This window comes from Sphingobium yanoikuyae, from assembly GCF_034424525.1.
Lineage (GTDB): Bacteria > Pseudomonadota > Alphaproteobacteria > Sphingomonadales > Sphingomonadaceae > Sphingobium > Sphingobium yanoikuyae.
In genome coordinates, this window is the sequence record NZ_CP139979.1 from 907,086 (window position 1) to 923,025 (window position 15,940).

Annotated in this window: 16 protein-coding genes; 14 read left to right on the forward strand and 2 right to left on the reverse strand. The window is 59.8% G+C overall.

Annotated elements, in window-relative coordinates; translation table 11 throughout:
- Window positions 1–4 precede the first annotated feature (4 nt).
- From U0025_RS04195 to U0025_RS04210, 4 genes are all read left to right on the forward strand, one after another.
- Window positions 5–550, forward strand: a complete 546-nt coding sequence (locus U0025_RS04195; RefSeq protein WP_147373617.1) for a helix-turn-helix domain-containing protein — start codon at window positions 5–7, stop codon at window positions 548–550.
- A 229-nt stretch (window positions 551–779) separates the two neighbouring features.
- Window positions 780–1,697: a DUF7146 domain-containing protein gene (locus U0025_RS04200; RefSeq protein ID WP_004211472.1), complete on the forward strand. Its 918-nt coding sequence runs from the start codon at window positions 780–782 to the stop codon at window positions 1,695–1,697.
- 35 nt (window positions 1,698–1,732) lie between these two features.
- Window positions 1,733–3,793, forward strand: a complete 2,061-nt coding sequence (locus U0025_RS04205) for a ParB/RepB/Spo0J family partition protein (RefSeq protein ID WP_004211473.1) — start codon at window positions 1,733–1,735, stop codon at window positions 3,791–3,793.
- A 125-nt stretch (window positions 3,794–3,918) separates the two neighbouring features.
- Window positions 3,919–8,205 (forward strand): strawberry notch family protein, encoded by a 4,287-nt coding sequence (locus U0025_RS04210; protein ID WP_004211474.1) that lies wholly within the window; start codon window positions 3,919–3,921, stop codon window positions 8,203–8,205.
- A 72-nt stretch (window positions 8,206–8,277) separates the two neighbouring features.
- On the opposite strand, the gene U0025_RS04215 is transcribed toward U0025_RS04210, so the two are convergent.
- Window positions 8,278–8,679, reverse strand: a complete 402-nt coding sequence (locus U0025_RS04215) for a hypothetical protein (protein ID WP_004211475.1) — start codon at window positions 8,677–8,679, stop codon at window positions 8,278–8,280.
- Window positions 8,680–8,786: 107 nt separating this feature from the next.
- Complete coding sequence (locus U0025_RS04220) at window positions 8,787–9,290, reverse strand: Ros/MucR family transcriptional regulator (protein WP_004211476.1); 504 nt, start codon at window positions 9,288–9,290, stop codon at window positions 8,787–8,789.
- A 261-nt stretch (window positions 9,291–9,551) separates the two neighbouring features.
- Here U0025_RS04220 and U0025_RS04225 point away from each other — a divergent pair, with 261 nt between their 5' ends.
- From U0025_RS04225 to U0025_RS04270, 10 genes are all read left to right on the forward strand, one after another.
- Window positions 9,552–10,745, forward strand: a complete 1,194-nt coding sequence (locus tag U0025_RS04225) for a hypothetical protein (protein ID WP_004211477.1) — start codon at window positions 9,552–9,554, stop codon at window positions 10,743–10,745.
- Between the two features lie 113 nt (window positions 10,746–10,858).
- A complete protein-coding gene (locus tag U0025_RS04230) occupies window positions 10,859–11,077 on the forward strand; it encodes a hypothetical protein (protein WP_004211479.1) in 219 nt (72 codons plus the stop codon).
- A 177-nt stretch (window positions 11,078–11,254) separates the two neighbouring features.
- Window positions 11,255–11,596 carry a hypothetical protein gene (locus tag U0025_RS04235; RefSeq protein ID WP_037491197.1) on the forward strand — a complete coding sequence of 114 codons (342 nt, stop codon included), beginning with the start codon at window positions 11,255–11,257 and terminating at the stop codon, window positions 11,594–11,596.
- Window positions 11,583–12,074, forward strand: coding sequence for a hypothetical protein (locus tag U0025_RS04240; protein ID WP_147373616.1), 492 nt, complete (start codon window positions 11,583–11,585; stop codon window positions 12,072–12,074). The genes U0025_RS04235 and U0025_RS04240 overlap by 14 nt, the downstream gene beginning before the upstream one ends.
- A 186-nt stretch (window positions 12,075–12,260) precedes the next feature.
- Window positions 12,261–12,737: a hypothetical protein gene (locus tag U0025_RS04245; protein WP_004211483.1), complete on the forward strand. Its 477-nt coding sequence runs from the start codon at window positions 12,261–12,263 to the stop codon at window positions 12,735–12,737.
- A 261-nt stretch (window positions 12,738–12,998) separates the two neighbouring features.
- Window positions 12,999–13,193, forward strand: coding sequence for a hypothetical protein (locus tag U0025_RS04250; protein WP_037491199.1), 195 nt, complete (start codon window positions 12,999–13,001; stop codon window positions 13,191–13,193).
- A gap of 145 nt (window positions 13,194–13,338) precedes the next feature.
- Window positions 13,339–13,656, forward strand: coding sequence for a hypothetical protein (locus tag U0025_RS04255; RefSeq protein ID WP_004211486.1), 318 nt, complete (start codon window positions 13,339–13,341; stop codon window positions 13,654–13,656).
- The gene (locus U0025_RS04260) at window positions 13,653–13,844 is read left to right on the forward strand and encodes a hypothetical protein (RefSeq protein WP_004211488.1); all 192 of its coding nucleotides are present in this window, start codon (window positions 13,653–13,655) and stop codon (window positions 13,842–13,844) included. The genes U0025_RS04255 and U0025_RS04260 overlap by 4 nt, the downstream gene beginning before the upstream one ends.
- A gap of 53 nt (window positions 13,845–13,897) precedes the next feature.
- On the forward strand, window positions 13,898–15,031 hold the full coding sequence (locus U0025_RS04265) for a phosphoadenosine phosphosulfate reductase domain-containing protein (RefSeq protein WP_004211489.1): 1,134 nt from the start codon (window positions 13,898–13,900) through the stop codon (window positions 15,029–15,031).
- A gap of 157 nt (window positions 15,032–15,188) precedes the next feature.
- A complete protein-coding gene (locus U0025_RS04270; RefSeq protein ID WP_004211491.1) occupies window positions 15,189–15,884 on the forward strand; it encodes a DUF5983 family protein in 696 nt (231 codons plus the stop codon).
- Window positions 15,885–15,940 lie beyond the last annotated feature (56 nt).

The window sequence follows — 15,940 nt, forward strand, 5'->3', positions numbered from 1 at the left end:
ACCCATGCAGTACCAACGTCGAATTGAATCCATGTTGGAAGAGGGCGGCCAACTGGCCGTCTTTGCACCACTTTGCAAGTCAATCATCACTAGCAGGACGCAGCTGGCGGAATTGTTCGGCTCACTTTGCTCGGACCCCGGCAGCGAGATGCTCCTTGATCTTTATTGGCGTGACAGCCAAGGCCTGAAGACCTCGCTTACCAGTTTATGGCGTGCTTCAAAGGCCTCGGAAATGACAGCCCGGCATTGTCTGGCTGTAATGGAGGCACAGGCCATTGTCGAACGTCTGCCTGACCCTCTCGACAAGCGTCGCACCTATGTGCAGCTGACCATCTCTGGTCGAGAGAAGATGGATACCTGTTTCCAAACCATCCTGGCCGGATTCGTCCAAGCCTTCCAGGATTGCACTGCCAGCTGCGCTGACACCGCTCGGCCTCAGGACTATTGTCCCTGGAGCGCTGGCGCCTTTGCAGCCTCGTCAGTGGCTGCCCGCCACCGTTCTCGTTCAGGTAAAAGACCAACGTCGAGCCAAGCAAATCGACGGGCTTGAATGGACATCCGGGCCTGCGGGTCACGATCGGCGAATGTGCCATGAACCCGATTTTCCGGGATAAGGTTGCTGGTCGTACAACGTTGAATGAACCAGATGGACGACGCTGGCGAATTGCCATTGCCTGACGAGGCTACACAATCCCGTCGATAAGCGCTCCGGTAAAAAGTCGCCGGAAGAGAAGGGGGCTTTGGTTTGAGGAAGCAAGCTCAAACCGGAGTGTCCCTCAATGGCTCTTTCACGCACCAGCGCTGACCCCCGTCTCCATGCCGCCGCTGCACGGATCGTCAAATCACTCGGCGTTGAATGGAGGCCATCGGGCGTAATGTGCCGCTGCCCAGCTCACAAGGATAACACACCAAGCCTTTCAGTCCGCGTCGGCGAGCGCAGCATTCTATTCAAATGCTTTGCGGGGTGTTCGACCATCGATGTCATGCGTGCGCTTCGAACGGACAAACTCTCTACTCCCTCCGCCGAAACACAGGCTGGGTGGGGCGATGAAGCACGCGAACGGCGGCTGAACGGGCGGATTAGCTCTCTCTGGAAAGAGGCACGTCCAGTGACGGGCACGCCTGCAGACAACTATCTGTCCACGCGCGGGTTTGCCGGGCCGCACCCGGCACTGCGCTATCATGATCGCGTTCCACTGGGCAGGGGAACCGACGTCCGTTTTCGCCCCGCACTGCTGGCGGCTGCCGAAGGTGATTTGGGTGTCATCGCGCTCGAACGGCTGTTCCTCGACCCTTGTACCGGGTTGCCAGTCAACGATCTTGCTCCGCCAAAGCGCATGCTCGGCCGACCTCACCATGGCGCCGTCCGCTTTGGTGCCGCGACCCGGGTGCTCGGGCTGGCGGAAGGGTGGGAAACGGCTTGGTCGGCCCACATTTTGCTCGGAATCCCTGTCTGGGCCGCCTTCGGATCTGAACGGTTTCCGTTGGTCGCCATACCCGAACGGATTGAGCATCTGATCCTGCTTCCAGACGATGACGCTGCGGGCCGTCGTGGAGCGCAACGTGCGGCAGCTGCTCACCAAGGACCGGGACGTCGCATTGAGACACGGTTCCCCGGATCGGGCTTCAACGATTGGAATGATCGGTATCAGTCAGAAAGGGGAGGGGGAGGTGAGAATGTGCGGAAAGCAGCCTGATGGTCAGGTGGATGCACCGCACAGGAGTAACACCGATGACATTTCCGATCATCTATGTGCCCGCGGTCAACTGCCGTGTGGCGGAAGACAATGTGCGCAAGCATTCCAACGCTGATGCGGATGCTCAGTTCGAAGCGCATCTCGGCGAAACTGGCATCGTCCTCCAGAACCTGATCGGCGTCCCGATCAAGCGCCGGAAAGACCAGTATGACATCTATGCTGGCGGCCGTCGTCTGTCCCGGACGCTCAGCAATATCGAGAAGGGCGTGTTGCCCAAGGATTTTCAGGTTCCGGTCATGGTGGTCCCGACCGCCGAAGACGCGATATCAATGAGCCTCGCTGAGAACTTCTTCCAGCTTGCGATGAACCCGGCGGACGCCTGCACGGCCTTTCGCACGATCATCGACAAGGAGAAGAAAACGACCGCCGACATTGCAAAGCGGTTCAGCCTGACGGAACGTTTCGTTGAGGGCCGTCTACGCCTCGCCAACCTGGCTACGCCGGTATTTGAGGCACTGGCGAAGGGGCAGATCACACTCGACATCGCCAAGGCCTACGCCAAGACGACCGATACCGTCCGGCAGGCATCGGTGTTCGAAAGCCTGGCCGGCACCTACTATGCGAACAATGCTGCCGAGATCGAACGCCAGGTGACAGCGGGGAGTTACACCGGCGGTCATCCGAAAGCGTTGCTGGTCGGCCGTGAGGCCTATCTCGCGGCGGGCGGCAACATCGACAGAGACCTCTATTCCGATGCCGAAAGTGAACTCTGGACCAACCGAGAACTGCTCGACCAACTCGCTGAAGAGGCTCTCACGGAAGCAGCCCAAGCCATCCGCGAGCGTGAAGGGTTCGCTGAAGTCCGTACGATCGCAGCCAACCACGTTCCATACACCGCAACCATGGGATTGCGGCGCCTCCAGGGGGTTGTTCCGCCACTCAGCGAGACCCAGGAGACTCGACGGACCGAAATCCAGGCGGAGATCGAGGAAATCGAGGAAACAGCGGCTGAAGCCGAGGAGTATAGCGACGAGCAGCTCGAAAAGATCGAAGCGCTGGAAACCGAACTCGGCTCTATCATGGACCGGCAGGAGGTGTTCGAGCCCGAGCAGAAAGCAAAGGCGCTTGCCTATATCGTGATCGGCGAGAATGGTCAGCCTGTCGTGGAAGAGGCCTTGTTTCTCGCTGAGACCGACGAGGACGATCAGGATATCGATCCGGATGCCGAGGAGGATGGCGACGACGCCGGCTCGGATGCAGAAAGCACGGCGACCCCGCGCAAGTCAAAGCTCAGTCAGAAACTTCTCGATAGGCTGGCCGTGATGCGGACTGAACTTGTGGCGCTCCATGTCGCGAACGATCCCCACTTCGCGATGGATCTCGGCACCTTCGTCATGGTCGATGCCGCCCATCGTAAGTTTGGCGGAGCCTATGATCTTGCATCGGGGCTTAAGGCGCCGCTGCCTGAGCGACGGGTTGGCAATTTCGTCAGCGAGACGGCCGCTGCTGAAGCCTGGGTCAAGCTTGAAGGGGAGCTTGATCACTCTTGGCGGGACGCCGGCGATCCTGTTGCACGCTTTGATGCCTTCCGGGCGCTGGACGATGAAATGCGCGCCAACTGGTTTGCCTGGGCGATCGCGCGGACCATCGAGCCGGTCGCCGACAGCGGTTCGGGAGCGCCGTTCTTGCGGCATCTGGGGCGCAGCCTCGACATCGATGTTGCGCGTTGGTGGCGTCCCACCACTCGAAACTTCTTCGATGCCGTTACGCGCAACTGGATCCTCGATCTGTTCGAGGACATTGGCGGGGAGGATCTGAAGTCCCGCTATGGCGCAGCGAAGAAGGCGGACCTCTCAGCCTCTGCCGAGAAGCTGTTTGCCGGGCAGTCGATCATCGAAGCCGAGATCAAGGACAAGGTGCTTGCCTGGCTTCCCCAGCCCATGCGGATCGAGGAACCGCCGGTCGTGGAAGCCAGCGGTCCGAGCCGTGCGGAGCTGGCGGCCGCCATCGGCGCAACCCAGGCTGAGCCGGCCATCGAGGAACCGGTCGAGGCCGCGAATGATGCGGACGGGGACGATCTGGCTGAAGCCGCTTGATCTGATCCTTCCCTCTCACTCGGGCCGGGGCGCTTGCGTTCCGGCCCGTTCCTTTATCCCCGCTGCGTCTTCGCGTCCGTTTCTGCGGACAGATGCCGTGCGCAAATTTCCCGGAGATCATCATCATGAATATCCAGTCTGCCGCAGGCCTCGATGTCCACGCCGCCGATGCCGCTCGTAAGGCAGCGGGCCTCTACAGTGTCGCGCTGACCATCGCCGAGCATCTCGCCAGTGCCGGCACGATGTCGCGCCAACATCTCTCGCGGCTGATGCGCGAGACGTTCGGAGCCAACGACGCTTCGGGCGTCTGGTCGATGCGTGACGCCTATGACGCGCTTGAAGCCGGCCAGGTGCTGTTCCTGCGAAACCATGAGTCCTCACCGCTGACATTGTCCGAGCCCGCTGCGATCCTGAAGGCGCTCACCGACCTCGAACGCGGCCTGCCGACCCAGACCTATCGCTCCGAACATCAGGTCGATCTCCAGCAGTTCAGCACACCTATCGCGCTGGCCTGGCTCACGGCCCTTTGCGCCCGGGTGAATTCGTCCGATGTTGTGCTCGAACCTTCGGCCGGCACCGGCATGCTCACCATTCTCACGGCACGCGCAGGCGCGGTTCTGCATCTCAACGAACGCGATACTCAACGCGCAGACCTGCTCGCCCATGTCACCGGCCAACCCGTCACACGCTATGATGGCGCGTCGATCGATGACTGGTTACCCGCAAGCTTCGCGCCCGACGTCGTGCTCATCAATCCGCCGTTCTCGCGCAGCGAAGGCCGTGGCCGCGATCGCCATGCCGGCGCCCGCCATCTGCGCTCTGCGCTGCTGCGACTTCGGGAAGCAGGACGCTGCATTGCGATCATGCCGTCGAGTTTCACCGCCGACGGTCCGGGGCGAACCGGCTATGCAGCGGTCCGTGAGGTGGTGCGCCCGCGCGTCGAGATCGATATCCTCGGCGACGTCTATGCCAAACATGGCACCAGTGCGCGTATCCGATTGCTCATCTTCGACAAGGGCTGGACCGGCGAAACCCACTATATTCAAGTCGAGGCCTTGGCTGAAGCTCTGCCGCATGTCCTGGCTCTCCCTGATCGATTGGGCCCGCCAACACCGCCTACGACCTCGGCCCCCGCGCCAACCCTCAAGCCGGTCCGCACCCGCGGATCGGCTTTTTCCATGTTCGCCAGGGAGACCGCGCCACGTCCGCTCACACCCCCTGTCGTCGCGGCCGTCGAAACCACTCCAAAGCCAGTCGAATTCATCGTGCGGGAAAAACCGCTGCCGATGGGTGAGACAGCCGGCATCTTCGCACCCTGGAGACTGTCGCGCATCGAGATACCCAGTGCGGCGGAGCATCCCGATGAGCTGGTCGAAACGCTCGCGATGGCGTCGGTGTTGCCACCGGTGCCGAGCTATCGGCCCGAATTGCCACCCGGCACCTTCAAGGCGCTGTCGAGCGCGCAGCTAGAAACAATCCTGCTTGCCGGCAGTGCGTTCGAGCGTGATCTTCCCGGTCGCTATATGCCCAACGAGGCCGGCGATCAGCTGTTCGAGAATGAAGACGGCCATGTCTATCGGCAGGGTTTCTTTGTGGGTGATGGCACCGGCGTCGGCAAAGGCCGTGAAGCCGCTGCCTGCCTCATGGATCAATGGTGCCGCGGTAACCGGCGCCATGTCTGGATATCGCTGAGCGGACCTCTTCTGAGCGATGCGAGAAGAGATTGGGAAGCGTTGGGCGGCATGGCTGCCGACATCCAGCCGCTCGACGCGATTCCGCTCGGAAAGCCTATCACGATGTCAGCAGGCATCTTGTTCCTCACCTACAGCACATTGCGTTCGGTCCGCGATAAAGGGCCCTCGCGCCTCGATCAGATCCTTGCCTGGCTGGGCGACGATTACGAGGGTTTGATCATCTTCGATGAATCCCATGCCCTAGCCAATGCTGCGCCAGCTGCCAGCGACTTCGGCGATGCCGTGGCTTCACAGCAGGGGATCACCGGTTTGCGCCTCCAGAATGCCTTGCCGCGCGCCCGTATCCTCTATGTCTCGGCGACGGGTGCGACCACCCCCGCCAATCTTGGCTATGCGATCCGGCTCGGACTCTGGGGGGCTGGCACCGCATTTACCTCCCGCGCCAGCTTCACCGCTGCGATGGAGAAGGGCGGCATCGCGGCAATGGAAGTCGTCAGCCGCGATCTCAAGGCGACCGGCCTCTATACCGCCCGCTCGCTCTCCTATGCCGGCATTGAATATGAGCCACTCGAGCACAAGCTCACCGCGGCTCAAATAGCGATCTACGATGCCTATGCCGACGCCTGGCAAGTCGTGCACGCCGGGCTCGATACTGTACTCAAGGCGACCAACGTGATCGATCAGGTTGGAGGCGACACGCTCAACGCGCAGGCCAAGGGCGCGGCGCTCTCCAGATTCGAAAGTTCACGGCAGCGCTTCTTTTCGGCCCTTCTGGTGGCAATGAAGATGCCAACGCTCCTGAAGGCGATCGAGGCTGAACTTGCTCAGGGCCATGTCGCGGTCGTGCAACTGGTCTCGACTTCCGAAGCGACCCTCGAACGGCGGCTGGCGACGCTCTCGCCCGATGAGCGTGCCAATTTGGATATCGATTTGTCTCCTCGCGACATACTGGTCCGGTATTTGACCGACGCGTTCCCAACACGCCAAATGGAAGTCTACAAGGACAATAGCGGCGAGGTTCGCTCACGTCCGGCCAGCGATGAAGAAGGCAATCCCGTCCTCAGCCAGGAAGCGGTCCGTGCTCGCGACGGACTAATCGAGAAGCTTTGCGCGATGCCGCCTGTCGCGACCGCACTCGACGAACTGATCCGCCACTTCGGCACAGATCGGGTTGCCGAGGTCACCGGCCGTTCACGCCGCATCGTGACTGATGGGGCCGGGCGGCAGAAGATCGAACGCTTGAGTCCGCTTGCCCGCATCGCAGACACGCAGGCATTCCAGAATGGCGACAAGGACATCCTGGCCTTTTCGGCAGCCGGCGGGACAGGCCGTTCGTATCATTCGGATCGCAATTCCAGGAGCGCGCACCGCAGGCGCGTGCATTTTGGTCTTGAATTTGGTTGGCGCGCGCCAGCGGCGGTCCAGGGCCTTGGCCGCACCCATCGCACCAACCAGATGACCCCACCGATCTTCAGGCCCGTCACGACGGACTGCAAGGGTGAGCGGCGGTTCATCAGCACCATCGCTCGTCGGCTTGACGCTCTTGGAGCTTTGACGCGTGGGCAACGGCAGGCGGGCAGTCAGAACCTGTTCGATCCAGCCGACAATCTCGAGAGCGATTACGCCAAGGATGCTCTGCATCAATGGTATCATTTGCTGCACGCCGGAAAACTCACAAGCACGACGCTCGAGGCATTCGAAACGATGACCGCGCTTAAGCTGACTCAAGGGGAATCCGGCGAGCTGTTGGAAAAGTTGCCACCGATCCAGCGCTGGCTCAACCGGCTGCTAGCTCTTCGGATCTCTACACAAAACGCGATCTTCGAGGAATTCTTCGCGTTGATCCAGGCGCGCATCGATGCGGCGCGCGAAGCGGGTACGCTTGATCTCGGCGTTGAGACCATCCTCGCGCGCAAGGTCGAGTTGCTCTCAGACATCGTGATCCACAATGACGAGGTCTCCGGCGCAGAAACCCGCCTTCAGAAACTCCAGCTTCACCTCAAGCGCAACGTGACCGGGTTTGAGCGACTGATGAGTGTGTGGGGTGGCACCGACGACATCGCATACCTCCGCAACAATCGCTCAGGCCGGGTCGCCTTGCGGGTACCTTCCTGGTCGACGATGGATGAGGACGGCCAGCCCATCGCGATGTGCCAGCTGGTGCGGCCTACAGGACAGGATAGAACGCGTTTCGAAAGCCTGGCCCGCAGCTTCTGGCAACGCATCGATAAAGGCGAATTCGAACGTCTTTGGCGGGAGGAAGCCGATCAGGCCCGCGAACAAGTCGATATTGAAATCGTCCATATCGCCACCGGTCTGCTATTGCCGGTCTGGAACAAACTGCCGGAAGATGACGTGCGTGTCTGGCGGATCGTTGACGAGGCCAGTGGCCAGTCGCGGCTCGGTCGCATCATCTCCGCCGAAATGCTCTCGGAAACCGCTGCCAGCTTCAATGTCACCGACGCAGTCAAGCTCTCACCGGCTGAAATCATCGCGGCCGCGAGCGGGATCGATGGTGCGCAGATCGACGGCTTGCCCGGCACGCGACTGATCAGGGTGCGCGTCAATGGCCAGCAGAGGTTCGAGATCCGGGACTATCCCTATGATCGGCTCGATTGGCTGAAGTCACTGGGCGCTTTCACGGAAATAATCAGTTTCCGCACTCGCGTTTTCCTGCCGCCTGAAGATGCTGAACGGATTTTGGCCGAACTAGGATAGGAGGCACCTCCTAACGACAACGACTTATTGCGGCACGCCAGCCCGAACGAGCGATCTTGGGATGGCGTGCCGTCAGAAGACGCCTCGATGTCTCAGCTTTGCCATAACGGCTTCAGTCTTGTCCTCGACGACATAATCGAACAACAGTAGTGAAATTGTGTCGCCAATCATCAGCTCGCTATCGAGCGCTGCGGAAAAGCGGATTCTGGCCCGTTCCAGAAGATCAAGGGTAGCAGACGATATCGCAAAAGCGACCTCGTGACCGCCGGTCGTGGGGATCGTTGCGAGATGTTCGCGGAGCACCGAAATGCCGTGGTCGAGTGTGTCGTCAGCTCGCCCAGCGCGGTAGGCGATGACGTCTGATAACGATCTGTCATGTCCGGTCCGGCTTGAGTGGATCCGCTTGCACAGATTGATAAGCCTGGAGAAATACTCCGAGCAATCCAGGCGGTACAGACGGGCATCCGCGATCATAGAACCCTCGCTTTTCGAACATCGCATCGCGCCAATGGAGCGATGCCAAGTTGCGAATTGCAAAGGTTATTCAGCTTTATACAAAATGCAACTTCAAAGGCCGCCCCTCATGCGGGTTCGGGGGACTCAGCTGTCTTCTTACGGGGGCGCCGGGTCGCCGGTACTTTGGCCGGTTTTACGGGCGTTTCCGGTTCGACCGACTTGGAACTGCGTTTCCGGCCAAGGCCGATTGCCTTCGCTAGCGTACGGCGCTGTTCGGCATAGTTAGGCGCGACCATAGGATAATCGTTGGGAAGGCCCCACTTGTCCCGATATTGATCCGGCGTCATCTGATAGTGCGTCATCAGATGACGTTTGAGCATCTTGAGTTTTTTTCCGTCCTCCAGACAAACGATATAGTCGGGCTTCACGGAGGCGCGGATCGACACAGCCGGTTCGGGTTTGGTCTGACTCTCGTCCTTTTTCTGGCCAAGCCCACTCAACGCACCGTGAACATTCTGTATTAGCGCCGGCAGATCGCCCACCGCCACACTGTTATTGGCGACATGCGCCCCAACGATGTCCGCAGTCAGCGTGATGAGCGTTTCGGACATATCGGCGCTGTCGGTCATACGATCTTTCTTCCCACTTTTGTTTGGAACTTCGGTCTGATGTTCACTGAGCCTCTGGGCAAGCAGCCACGATAGCAAGCGCTATAGGGCCCGGCCACAACATTACGCCCGCTATCGTGACGATTCTGTCAATGCTCTCCGCGACTGCGTCCGCTTTTGCTTACCGATGGCAGGAAAGGGAAGGGGGAAAGGGATGGTGCTGGGCAGTGTGAATGCGCGCTGCACCCGGCTTCCATCCAAATATCTCCTGGAGAAACTTCCATGGCAACGCTTGTTCCCAGTCCCACGCGCGCTGTTTCAGGTGCCTATGGCGTCGATATCTCGCGCGGCACATCCAACACGCGCGTTTCCTCCGAATGGTTTGCGCGCCCCGACGACGAACGTTTCCTGTCGCTCGGTGACCTCTACGAAAGCGTTCATGCTCGAGCTGAGCGTGCCCACACCCGAATTATCGAGAGCCGTGCGATCAAGGTCGAGGCTCGTCGCGATGCACCCGAACGCCTGGCTCTGGTCTTGCCCGACAACGATATGCCGGTCGCGCCGACCAATTGGTCTTTCGGGCAAATGTGCAGCCTTGTCGGCGCTCCGGCGTCCTACCTGCGTGATCTGCCCGGAGCGCTCGCCGCCATCAACCTCCAATTTGGCCTACAGAATCATCGTGGCGAACAGGTCAAACTTCTCCAGACCGACAACGGTCGCCCGGAACTCCGCGCCGTAACTGGCCCTGAGTACGGTAGGATCTGGGACCATGAGTTAGTATCCGCCGTCATGCGCTTCGCCGGCAATGGGACGGGTGACACGCGTTGGAAGGTGCCGGGCCTGCTCGACTGGCGCACAATGCACTACAATCCTTTTGTCGACGTCTCAAAAGACACGACGACACTCTTTGCGTCCGACCGTGACGTATTCCTCTTTTTGGTCGACGACACTCACCCGATCGAGGCTGGCAAACTGCCCAATGGCGAACCGGATTTGTTCTTTCGCGGTTTTTACGCCTGGAATTCCGAAGTTGGTGCAAAAACTCTTGGAATTGCGACATTCTACCTGCGGGCAGTGTGTGCAAATCGGATTTTGTGGGGCGTCGAAAACTTCCAGGAGATCAAGATCCGGCACAGCAAGTTCGCCGCCGGGCGCTTTGCCCAACAGGCTGAACCCGCGCTTGAGCACTTCGCCAACGCCTCGCCGCGCTGCTTCGTGGACGGCATCCAGACGGCGCGAACGCGGATCGTGGCCCGCAAGGATGAGGACCGAGAGGAATTTCTGCGCAAGCGGGGATTCTCCAAATCGGAAACCACCAAGGTGATCGAGATGGTTCTCGCAGAAGAAGGCCATCCGCCGGAGAGCGTGTTCGATTTTGTGAACGGCATCACGGCCCTTGCGCGCACCAAGACACATCAAGATGCGCGTCTCGATCTTGAAGGCAAGGCACGCGGGCTTCTCGAACGAGTCAATTGAAGCTGAGTCGCCGGGGTCTTCTGGCCCCGGCGATCAACCACGCCGCCTATCACGCTCATTCTCGTGTGCGTTTGTGCGGGCCCAATTCCCTTGATCAGAAGGAGCACCGTCTCATGAGCGCTGACGTTTACATTCCGCTTCGCACTTTCGTTGTGACCGTCGAATTCTTCAGCGGCGGAGACCGCTATGCCAGCGAAATCTATAGGATCAATGCCTCGAATTGGCACCGTGCTGAGCAAGCGGCGATCGCCCTGTCCGACGACAGCACTTATTATCGTCCTGAGATTCCGGCTCTCAGCCGCGCCGCCGTCGCCCGGGCGGTGCCGGTGTAAACCGACGCCAACCGCATGTGCGACTGATAAGATCCCACTGAAAGCATGCCCAGAGCAAGGCACGGCTTCCCTCAGCGCACGCCTTATCCGCCTCCTACCGTACCGGAACACGAGCAGACGCCGTCATCGTGGCGCTGCCGGCGCATTCCCATGAACTCAACCACAAGGAATGAGACTATGCACGCTTCTCCAGCCAGCCGAGACGCGCTCATCGAGCACGGCTTTCAAATCCTCACGCGCCTCCCGGACACCGTCATATCCCTCACCGAGGAGGAGTATGATGCTTCGGCTATCCTGGCATTCGATCCCGAGGCTGCGCTACCCACTGCGATGTTCGCACATCCTATCGAACCGCATGACCTCACTCTTCGGGTAGCTGGAAGCCAGTTCGACGTAGGAACATGGGAACGTCTTGCACAAGCATCGGCATTGGAAGCCGATACGCTGGACCGCTCGACATGTCTGGCCCTCTTTCTCGCTCAACGCGCTAATAAAGGATGGGATATTGACCCTCGCTGACTGCTGGCGCTGGCTTTACACGCGGAGAACCGTAGTAGCTGAACATATGCCTATCGAACCCGTAGGCCCAGCGCGCCGTGAAGCGCTGATGGCATCGGAGGGATGCATAATTCTAGGACGCAAGCCGGGTAGCAACTCCCATCAAGGCTTTGCCGAGAACAACTTCTCGGTGGGCGACATGGAATGGCATGCCGAGTACGCAAACTTCTTTCTATCTCGGGATAGCTGGTCGTCCTCCGGCAAGAAGCAAATGATCAGGGGCGAGGTGGAGGCTGAGGTCTGCGTCGAGAGTGAACGCCGCCGCCTGCCTGATTGGGAGATAGAAATCTGGGATGTTCACGATGAGCACCTGCCGGTCGTGATTGATTGGGAAGGCTGGATCGACGCATGGGCCTACGACCCGAACAACAAAATGTCTGGCGTCACGAGCATGTTTAAGGCGTGCAACCTCCGCTTCACCATGCGGAGAGGCCGATGAGCTTTGAGCCGACTTTCTCCTCCGCGCCCGATCGACGATCAACCAGATTGGTCGACGCCGAAAGCTCGATTGAGGACATAGGGTTGCGCGTTATCAGGCCCGGACGATCCGAATTCGGCCCAACGAGAGGAGGAGAGAAGGGACGGGGGAGAGTGCTGCCATTTTGGAGCAGTCAGGAGTTCTCCCATGAAAATCGAACTACGCAGGATCAGCTATAACGCCGCTTTGTCACAGGAAACTGCGGCCTATACCGCCGAAATCTGGATTGATGGCAAATTGGCCTTTCACGCACGCAACCAGGGGACGGGTGGGGCTGATTTCTATCACCGTGTTGGACGGTGGACAGAAGCTGAGGTCGATGGCTGGCTCAAGGCGAACCGCCCGCTGCGCTCCCTGGGAGATATAGCCTGCGATCACGATCTCGAGATTGAGGTGAGTGACCTGCTTGCGCGAGAACTCGAGCGACGGCGGCTCGTGCGCTTGCTCCGCACAAACCTGATCACGATTGAGCAAAACAGCATCCTCAAATATCCGCTACGCAAGCGCCCCCTCGAGACCATCGCCCGTGCGGTGCGCGCTACCAATCCCGACGCAGTTATAGTCAACGGCGCGAGCGACGAGGTGTTTGCAAGGGCGCTCGACATGCTGCTTGCCGCACCTTGACGGCCCTTCAGCTTAACGCCGCCGTGTAATTCCGGTTACGGCAGTATTTTGACTATTCCGGCGATGAGCGAAGCAGATCCTCAAGCGGCCGCGAGAGCCTTCATTCAACCAGAAAACGAGGGCGCGCCGCGGTCGGGGACGGGCGACCGAGCGCCCCATGGCTGATGTCATTGGTTTCCGTTGCGCGTGGTCGGGCGCATCGGAGCGCTGGCCGATATTGCCGGCCGATTACCGACCTCTTTCTAATCTGGAGTAAATTGTATGATGATTCCTGACCTCAGCACCGCCGAACCGAAGGAACTCGCACCAGTCCTGCTTGCCGCCATCCAACGTCTTGGTCAGCTTGGCCGCACGGCCGCGGTCGAGGTCGCTGCACTCGTCGATGATCAGGATGCGGACTTCGAGGAAGCTGCCTCCTGGATTGCCGATATAGCGGCAGGAGAACTGCGCGACTGATCTGCTTCCCATCCTATCGATCATCCGCACGGAGCCCGGCCATCGCGCCGGGTTTCGTGCTTTTGAAAAGATCATCCATGCACTCCGCACTCCAAGTCCACCCAGATCCCGCGTCGCTCCCGCAGGGCAGTGGAAAGGACGAAGCATGACCAAAACCGATAGACAGAAAGTCAACGAAACGCCTGGCGCCGCCGATCAACGCCACTTCGTTCACGTCTACGCCGTGATCCGCATCAAAGTGGAAGTCGATGCTGACGACCATCGATCGGCGATGGAGGCGGCCGACGAACTGTTGTTCGCACATGGCCTTCCCCTTCGGCTGACAGCGGCATCGCCGACCATATTGGACATCGACTACGCCGACGAGATCACAGGCTATCTGGTCGATGAAGCTGGAGACACCGAATTCGCCCGCTCCCGTAGCTACGGGCCCGACCACGAACCTGAAGGCGCCAGATCATGAAGCCGCACCGCATTTCCATCGTGCAGATATTTCGGGTCGAGCGCGTGATCACCGTCACCGTCGACGCTCCCGATATTCAGTCCGCAATCGACAAACAGAGTGAGAGCGACGCGCCGGCGTTTAGTGATCCGGGCTGGCGCGATAGCTGGTCGCTCGAACAGGACCATGCCCGGCGAGCATCGGGCTGAAGGGAAGAGGGATTGAGGAGATGCTCCATTGTCGGAGCGGTCAGGAGCTTCTCATGTCCCTTCCAAATTCCGCTTCACAACTCATCACCAGTCAGGATATTCCCGTTGCCTTCGATTCTGTCATCCTCTCCGCGGTAGAACAAAAGGCCTGGTTTGCCTTCAGCCTGTCAGGTGGGAAGGACTCGACACTCTCCGCATGGGCCGCGATGTCCTTGCTCGACCGGCTCGGTCACCCCCGCGATCGTCGCATTGCCATCCACGCCGACCTCGGTCGCGCTGAGTGGCGTTCAACCCCGGCTATGGTCGAAGAGATCGCCGCCCGGCTAGACGTGCCCCTCGCGGTCGTTCGCCGACCAGCCGGCGATATGGTGGCGCGCTGGGAGCAGCGCTTCGAAAGCGGCAAAGCACGCTACGAAGCGCTCGAAACCTATAATCTCATCGGTCCCTGGTCGAGCGCAAGTCTCCGTTTTTGCCAGAGTGAAATGAAGGCAACCCAGATCGGCCCGGAACTCGCCAGACGGTTTAGAGGCGAGACCATCGTTTCCGTCATCGGACTACGCCGCGAAGAAAGTGTCACGCGGCGATTTACGCCGGTCTCGCGAGAGGATCACCGCTTTGCCAAGCCCGGTAACCGGGCCGGCACGCACATGATCAGTTGGCATCCACTGGTCCACTGGACTGCCGCCCAGGTTTTTGCAGCCCATGTTGCGCACAATCTTCCGCTCCATGAAGCCTATGCCCGCTATGGTGCTGGCCGACTGTCCTGTGCCTTCTGCGTTCTGGCGTCGCTCTCCGACATAGCCGCGTCAACCTGCGCACCCGGCAATCTGGACCTTTATCGTCATCTTGTCGCGATTGAGGCGGATTCTACATTTTCTTTCCAGCCGGGGCGCTGGCTGGCCGATGTGGCACCGCAGCTCCTGCAACCGTCACTGCTACGCACGATCCACCAATCCAAAATCGATGCCGGTGAGCGCCGACGCCTTGAGAGTAGCATGCCGCCTCACCTGCGGTTCGTAAAAGGATGGCCGCCGTGTGTTCCCACATCTGACGAAGCCGCACAGATCGCAACGGTAAGGTCGACGATCCTGCGCCGGCATGGCTTGCAAAACCTCTATCCGACCGGGGCGGACGTGCGCGCCCGCTTCGGAACCCTGCTTGCTCTCAAGGACGCACGTCACCGCTGATCGGCTTCAGGGATTCCGTCTCGCACGTCACCGCTCGGCATCTCTTCCGCCGCAAGCAGGTTTCTACGCACCCGCGCGCATTCCCGACACCGATGCTTCGTGATCGCGGAACGATCATCCCAAACCCACTGCACTCTTAACCGGCAAGGATATTCCCATGGCAGATCACATCCGGTCCGAACACCTTGCGTTGCTGGCACGGGCTAAAGCAGCGCTAGCACCTCATGCAAATGGATCGAGCGACGTTGCGGCGATCATAGCGGATCTCGACGTCGCCATTTCAAGGATCAGCCAGACTCCGGTCCCCTGGTCCATTCCGATCCATGTCGCGCTGATCGGCCATGGGCAGGGAACCAGCCTCGTCGCTGCGGTCAGTCATGAGGGGCTGCTGGCCCAAGTCGCGGTCTATTGCCGATCGCAATGGAGTGAGATCAATGAAGACCGCGATCCCGCGCAGCTCGATCCGGCGATCGTGGTGCGGGATTATTTCAATCACCATCCGGAAGACCGTCTTGTCAGTCATATGGAATGGGTCGATCCCGACCTTGGCTATGATGCCGACAAGCTTGAGATGGGCAACTATCTAGCCTTATCCTCATCCCATATTTCATGGCCAACGACGCTGAGGCTCGACAAATGGCTGACGCGCGATCCCTCTGATCGCCCCATCAGTATCGCTGATACCCATTATGGCTGGTTTATCGCCACCCTCCCGTCTTCGATTGATAATGAGGCGGAACTCCCGGGCGATCTTCTTGATGTCCTGGCATTCGCGCAAAACAAAGGTTGCAGCTACCTGGTCCTGGACCGCGATGCCCCCGCTTCGGATCGGCTTCCATGTTTTGAGTGGTGACCGTCTGCTTGGAGAAAAGGGGGAGGGGTTGAGGTGAGCGTGAAGATGCGCTCGGT

What these genes read in the sequence shown, in the direction of transcription:
- U0025_RS04210 (WP_004211474.1), top strand. Translation starts at nt 3,919, where the DNA reads ATGAATATCCAGTCTGCCGCAGGCCTCGATGTCCACGCCGCCGATGCC.
- U0025_RS04235 (WP_037491197.1), top strand. Translation starts at nt 11,255, where the DNA reads ATGCACGCTTCTCCAGCCAGCCGAGACGCGCTCATCGAGCACGGCTTT.
- U0025_RS04205 (WP_004211473.1), top strand. Translation starts at nt 1,733, where the DNA reads ATGACATTTCCGATCATCTATGTGCCCGCGGTCAACTGCCGTGTGGCG.
- U0025_RS04255 (WP_004211486.1), top strand. Translation starts at nt 13,339, where the DNA reads ATGACCAAAACCGATAGACAGAAAGTCAACGAAACGCCTGGCGCCGCC.
- U0025_RS04270 (WP_004211491.1), top strand. Translation starts at nt 15,189, where the DNA reads ATGGCAGATCACATCCGGTCCGAACACCTTGCGTTGCTGGCACGGGCT.
- U0025_RS04260 (WP_004211488.1), top strand. Translation starts at nt 13,653, where the DNA reads ATGAAGCCGCACCGCATTTCCATCGTGCAGATATTTCGGGTCGAGCGC.
- U0025_RS04215 (WP_004211475.1), bottom strand. Translation starts at nt 8,679, where the DNA reads ATGATCGCGGATGCCCGTCTGTACCGCCTGGATTGCTCGGAGTATTTC.
- U0025_RS04200 (WP_004211472.1), top strand. Translation starts at nt 780, where the DNA reads ATGGCTCTTTCACGCACCAGCGCTGACCCCCGTCTCCATGCCGCCGCT.
- U0025_RS04225 (WP_004211477.1), top strand. Translation starts at nt 9,552, where the DNA reads ATGGCAACGCTTGTTCCCAGTCCCACGCGCGCTGTTTCAGGTGCCTAT.
- U0025_RS04230 (WP_004211479.1), top strand. Translation starts at nt 10,859, where the DNA reads ATGAGCGCTGACGTTTACATTCCGCTTCGCACTTTCGTTGTGACCGTC.
- U0025_RS04220 (WP_004211476.1), bottom strand. Translation starts at nt 9,290, where the DNA reads ATGACCGACAGCGCCGATATGTCCGAAACGCTCATCACGCTGACTGCG.
- U0025_RS04265 (WP_004211489.1), top strand. Translation starts at nt 13,898, where the DNA reads ATGTCCCTTCCAAATTCCGCTTCACAACTCATCACCAGTCAGGATATT.
- U0025_RS04245 (WP_004211483.1), top strand. Translation starts at nt 12,261, where the DNA reads ATGAAAATCGAACTACGCAGGATCAGCTATAACGCCGCTTTGTCACAG.
- U0025_RS04195 (WP_147373617.1), top strand. Translation starts at nt 5, where the DNA reads ATGCAGTACCAACGTCGAATTGAATCCATGTTGGAAGAGGGCGGCCAA.
- U0025_RS04250 (WP_037491199.1), top strand. Translation starts at nt 12,999, where the DNA reads ATGATGATTCCTGACCTCAGCACCGCCGAACCGAAGGAACTCGCACCA.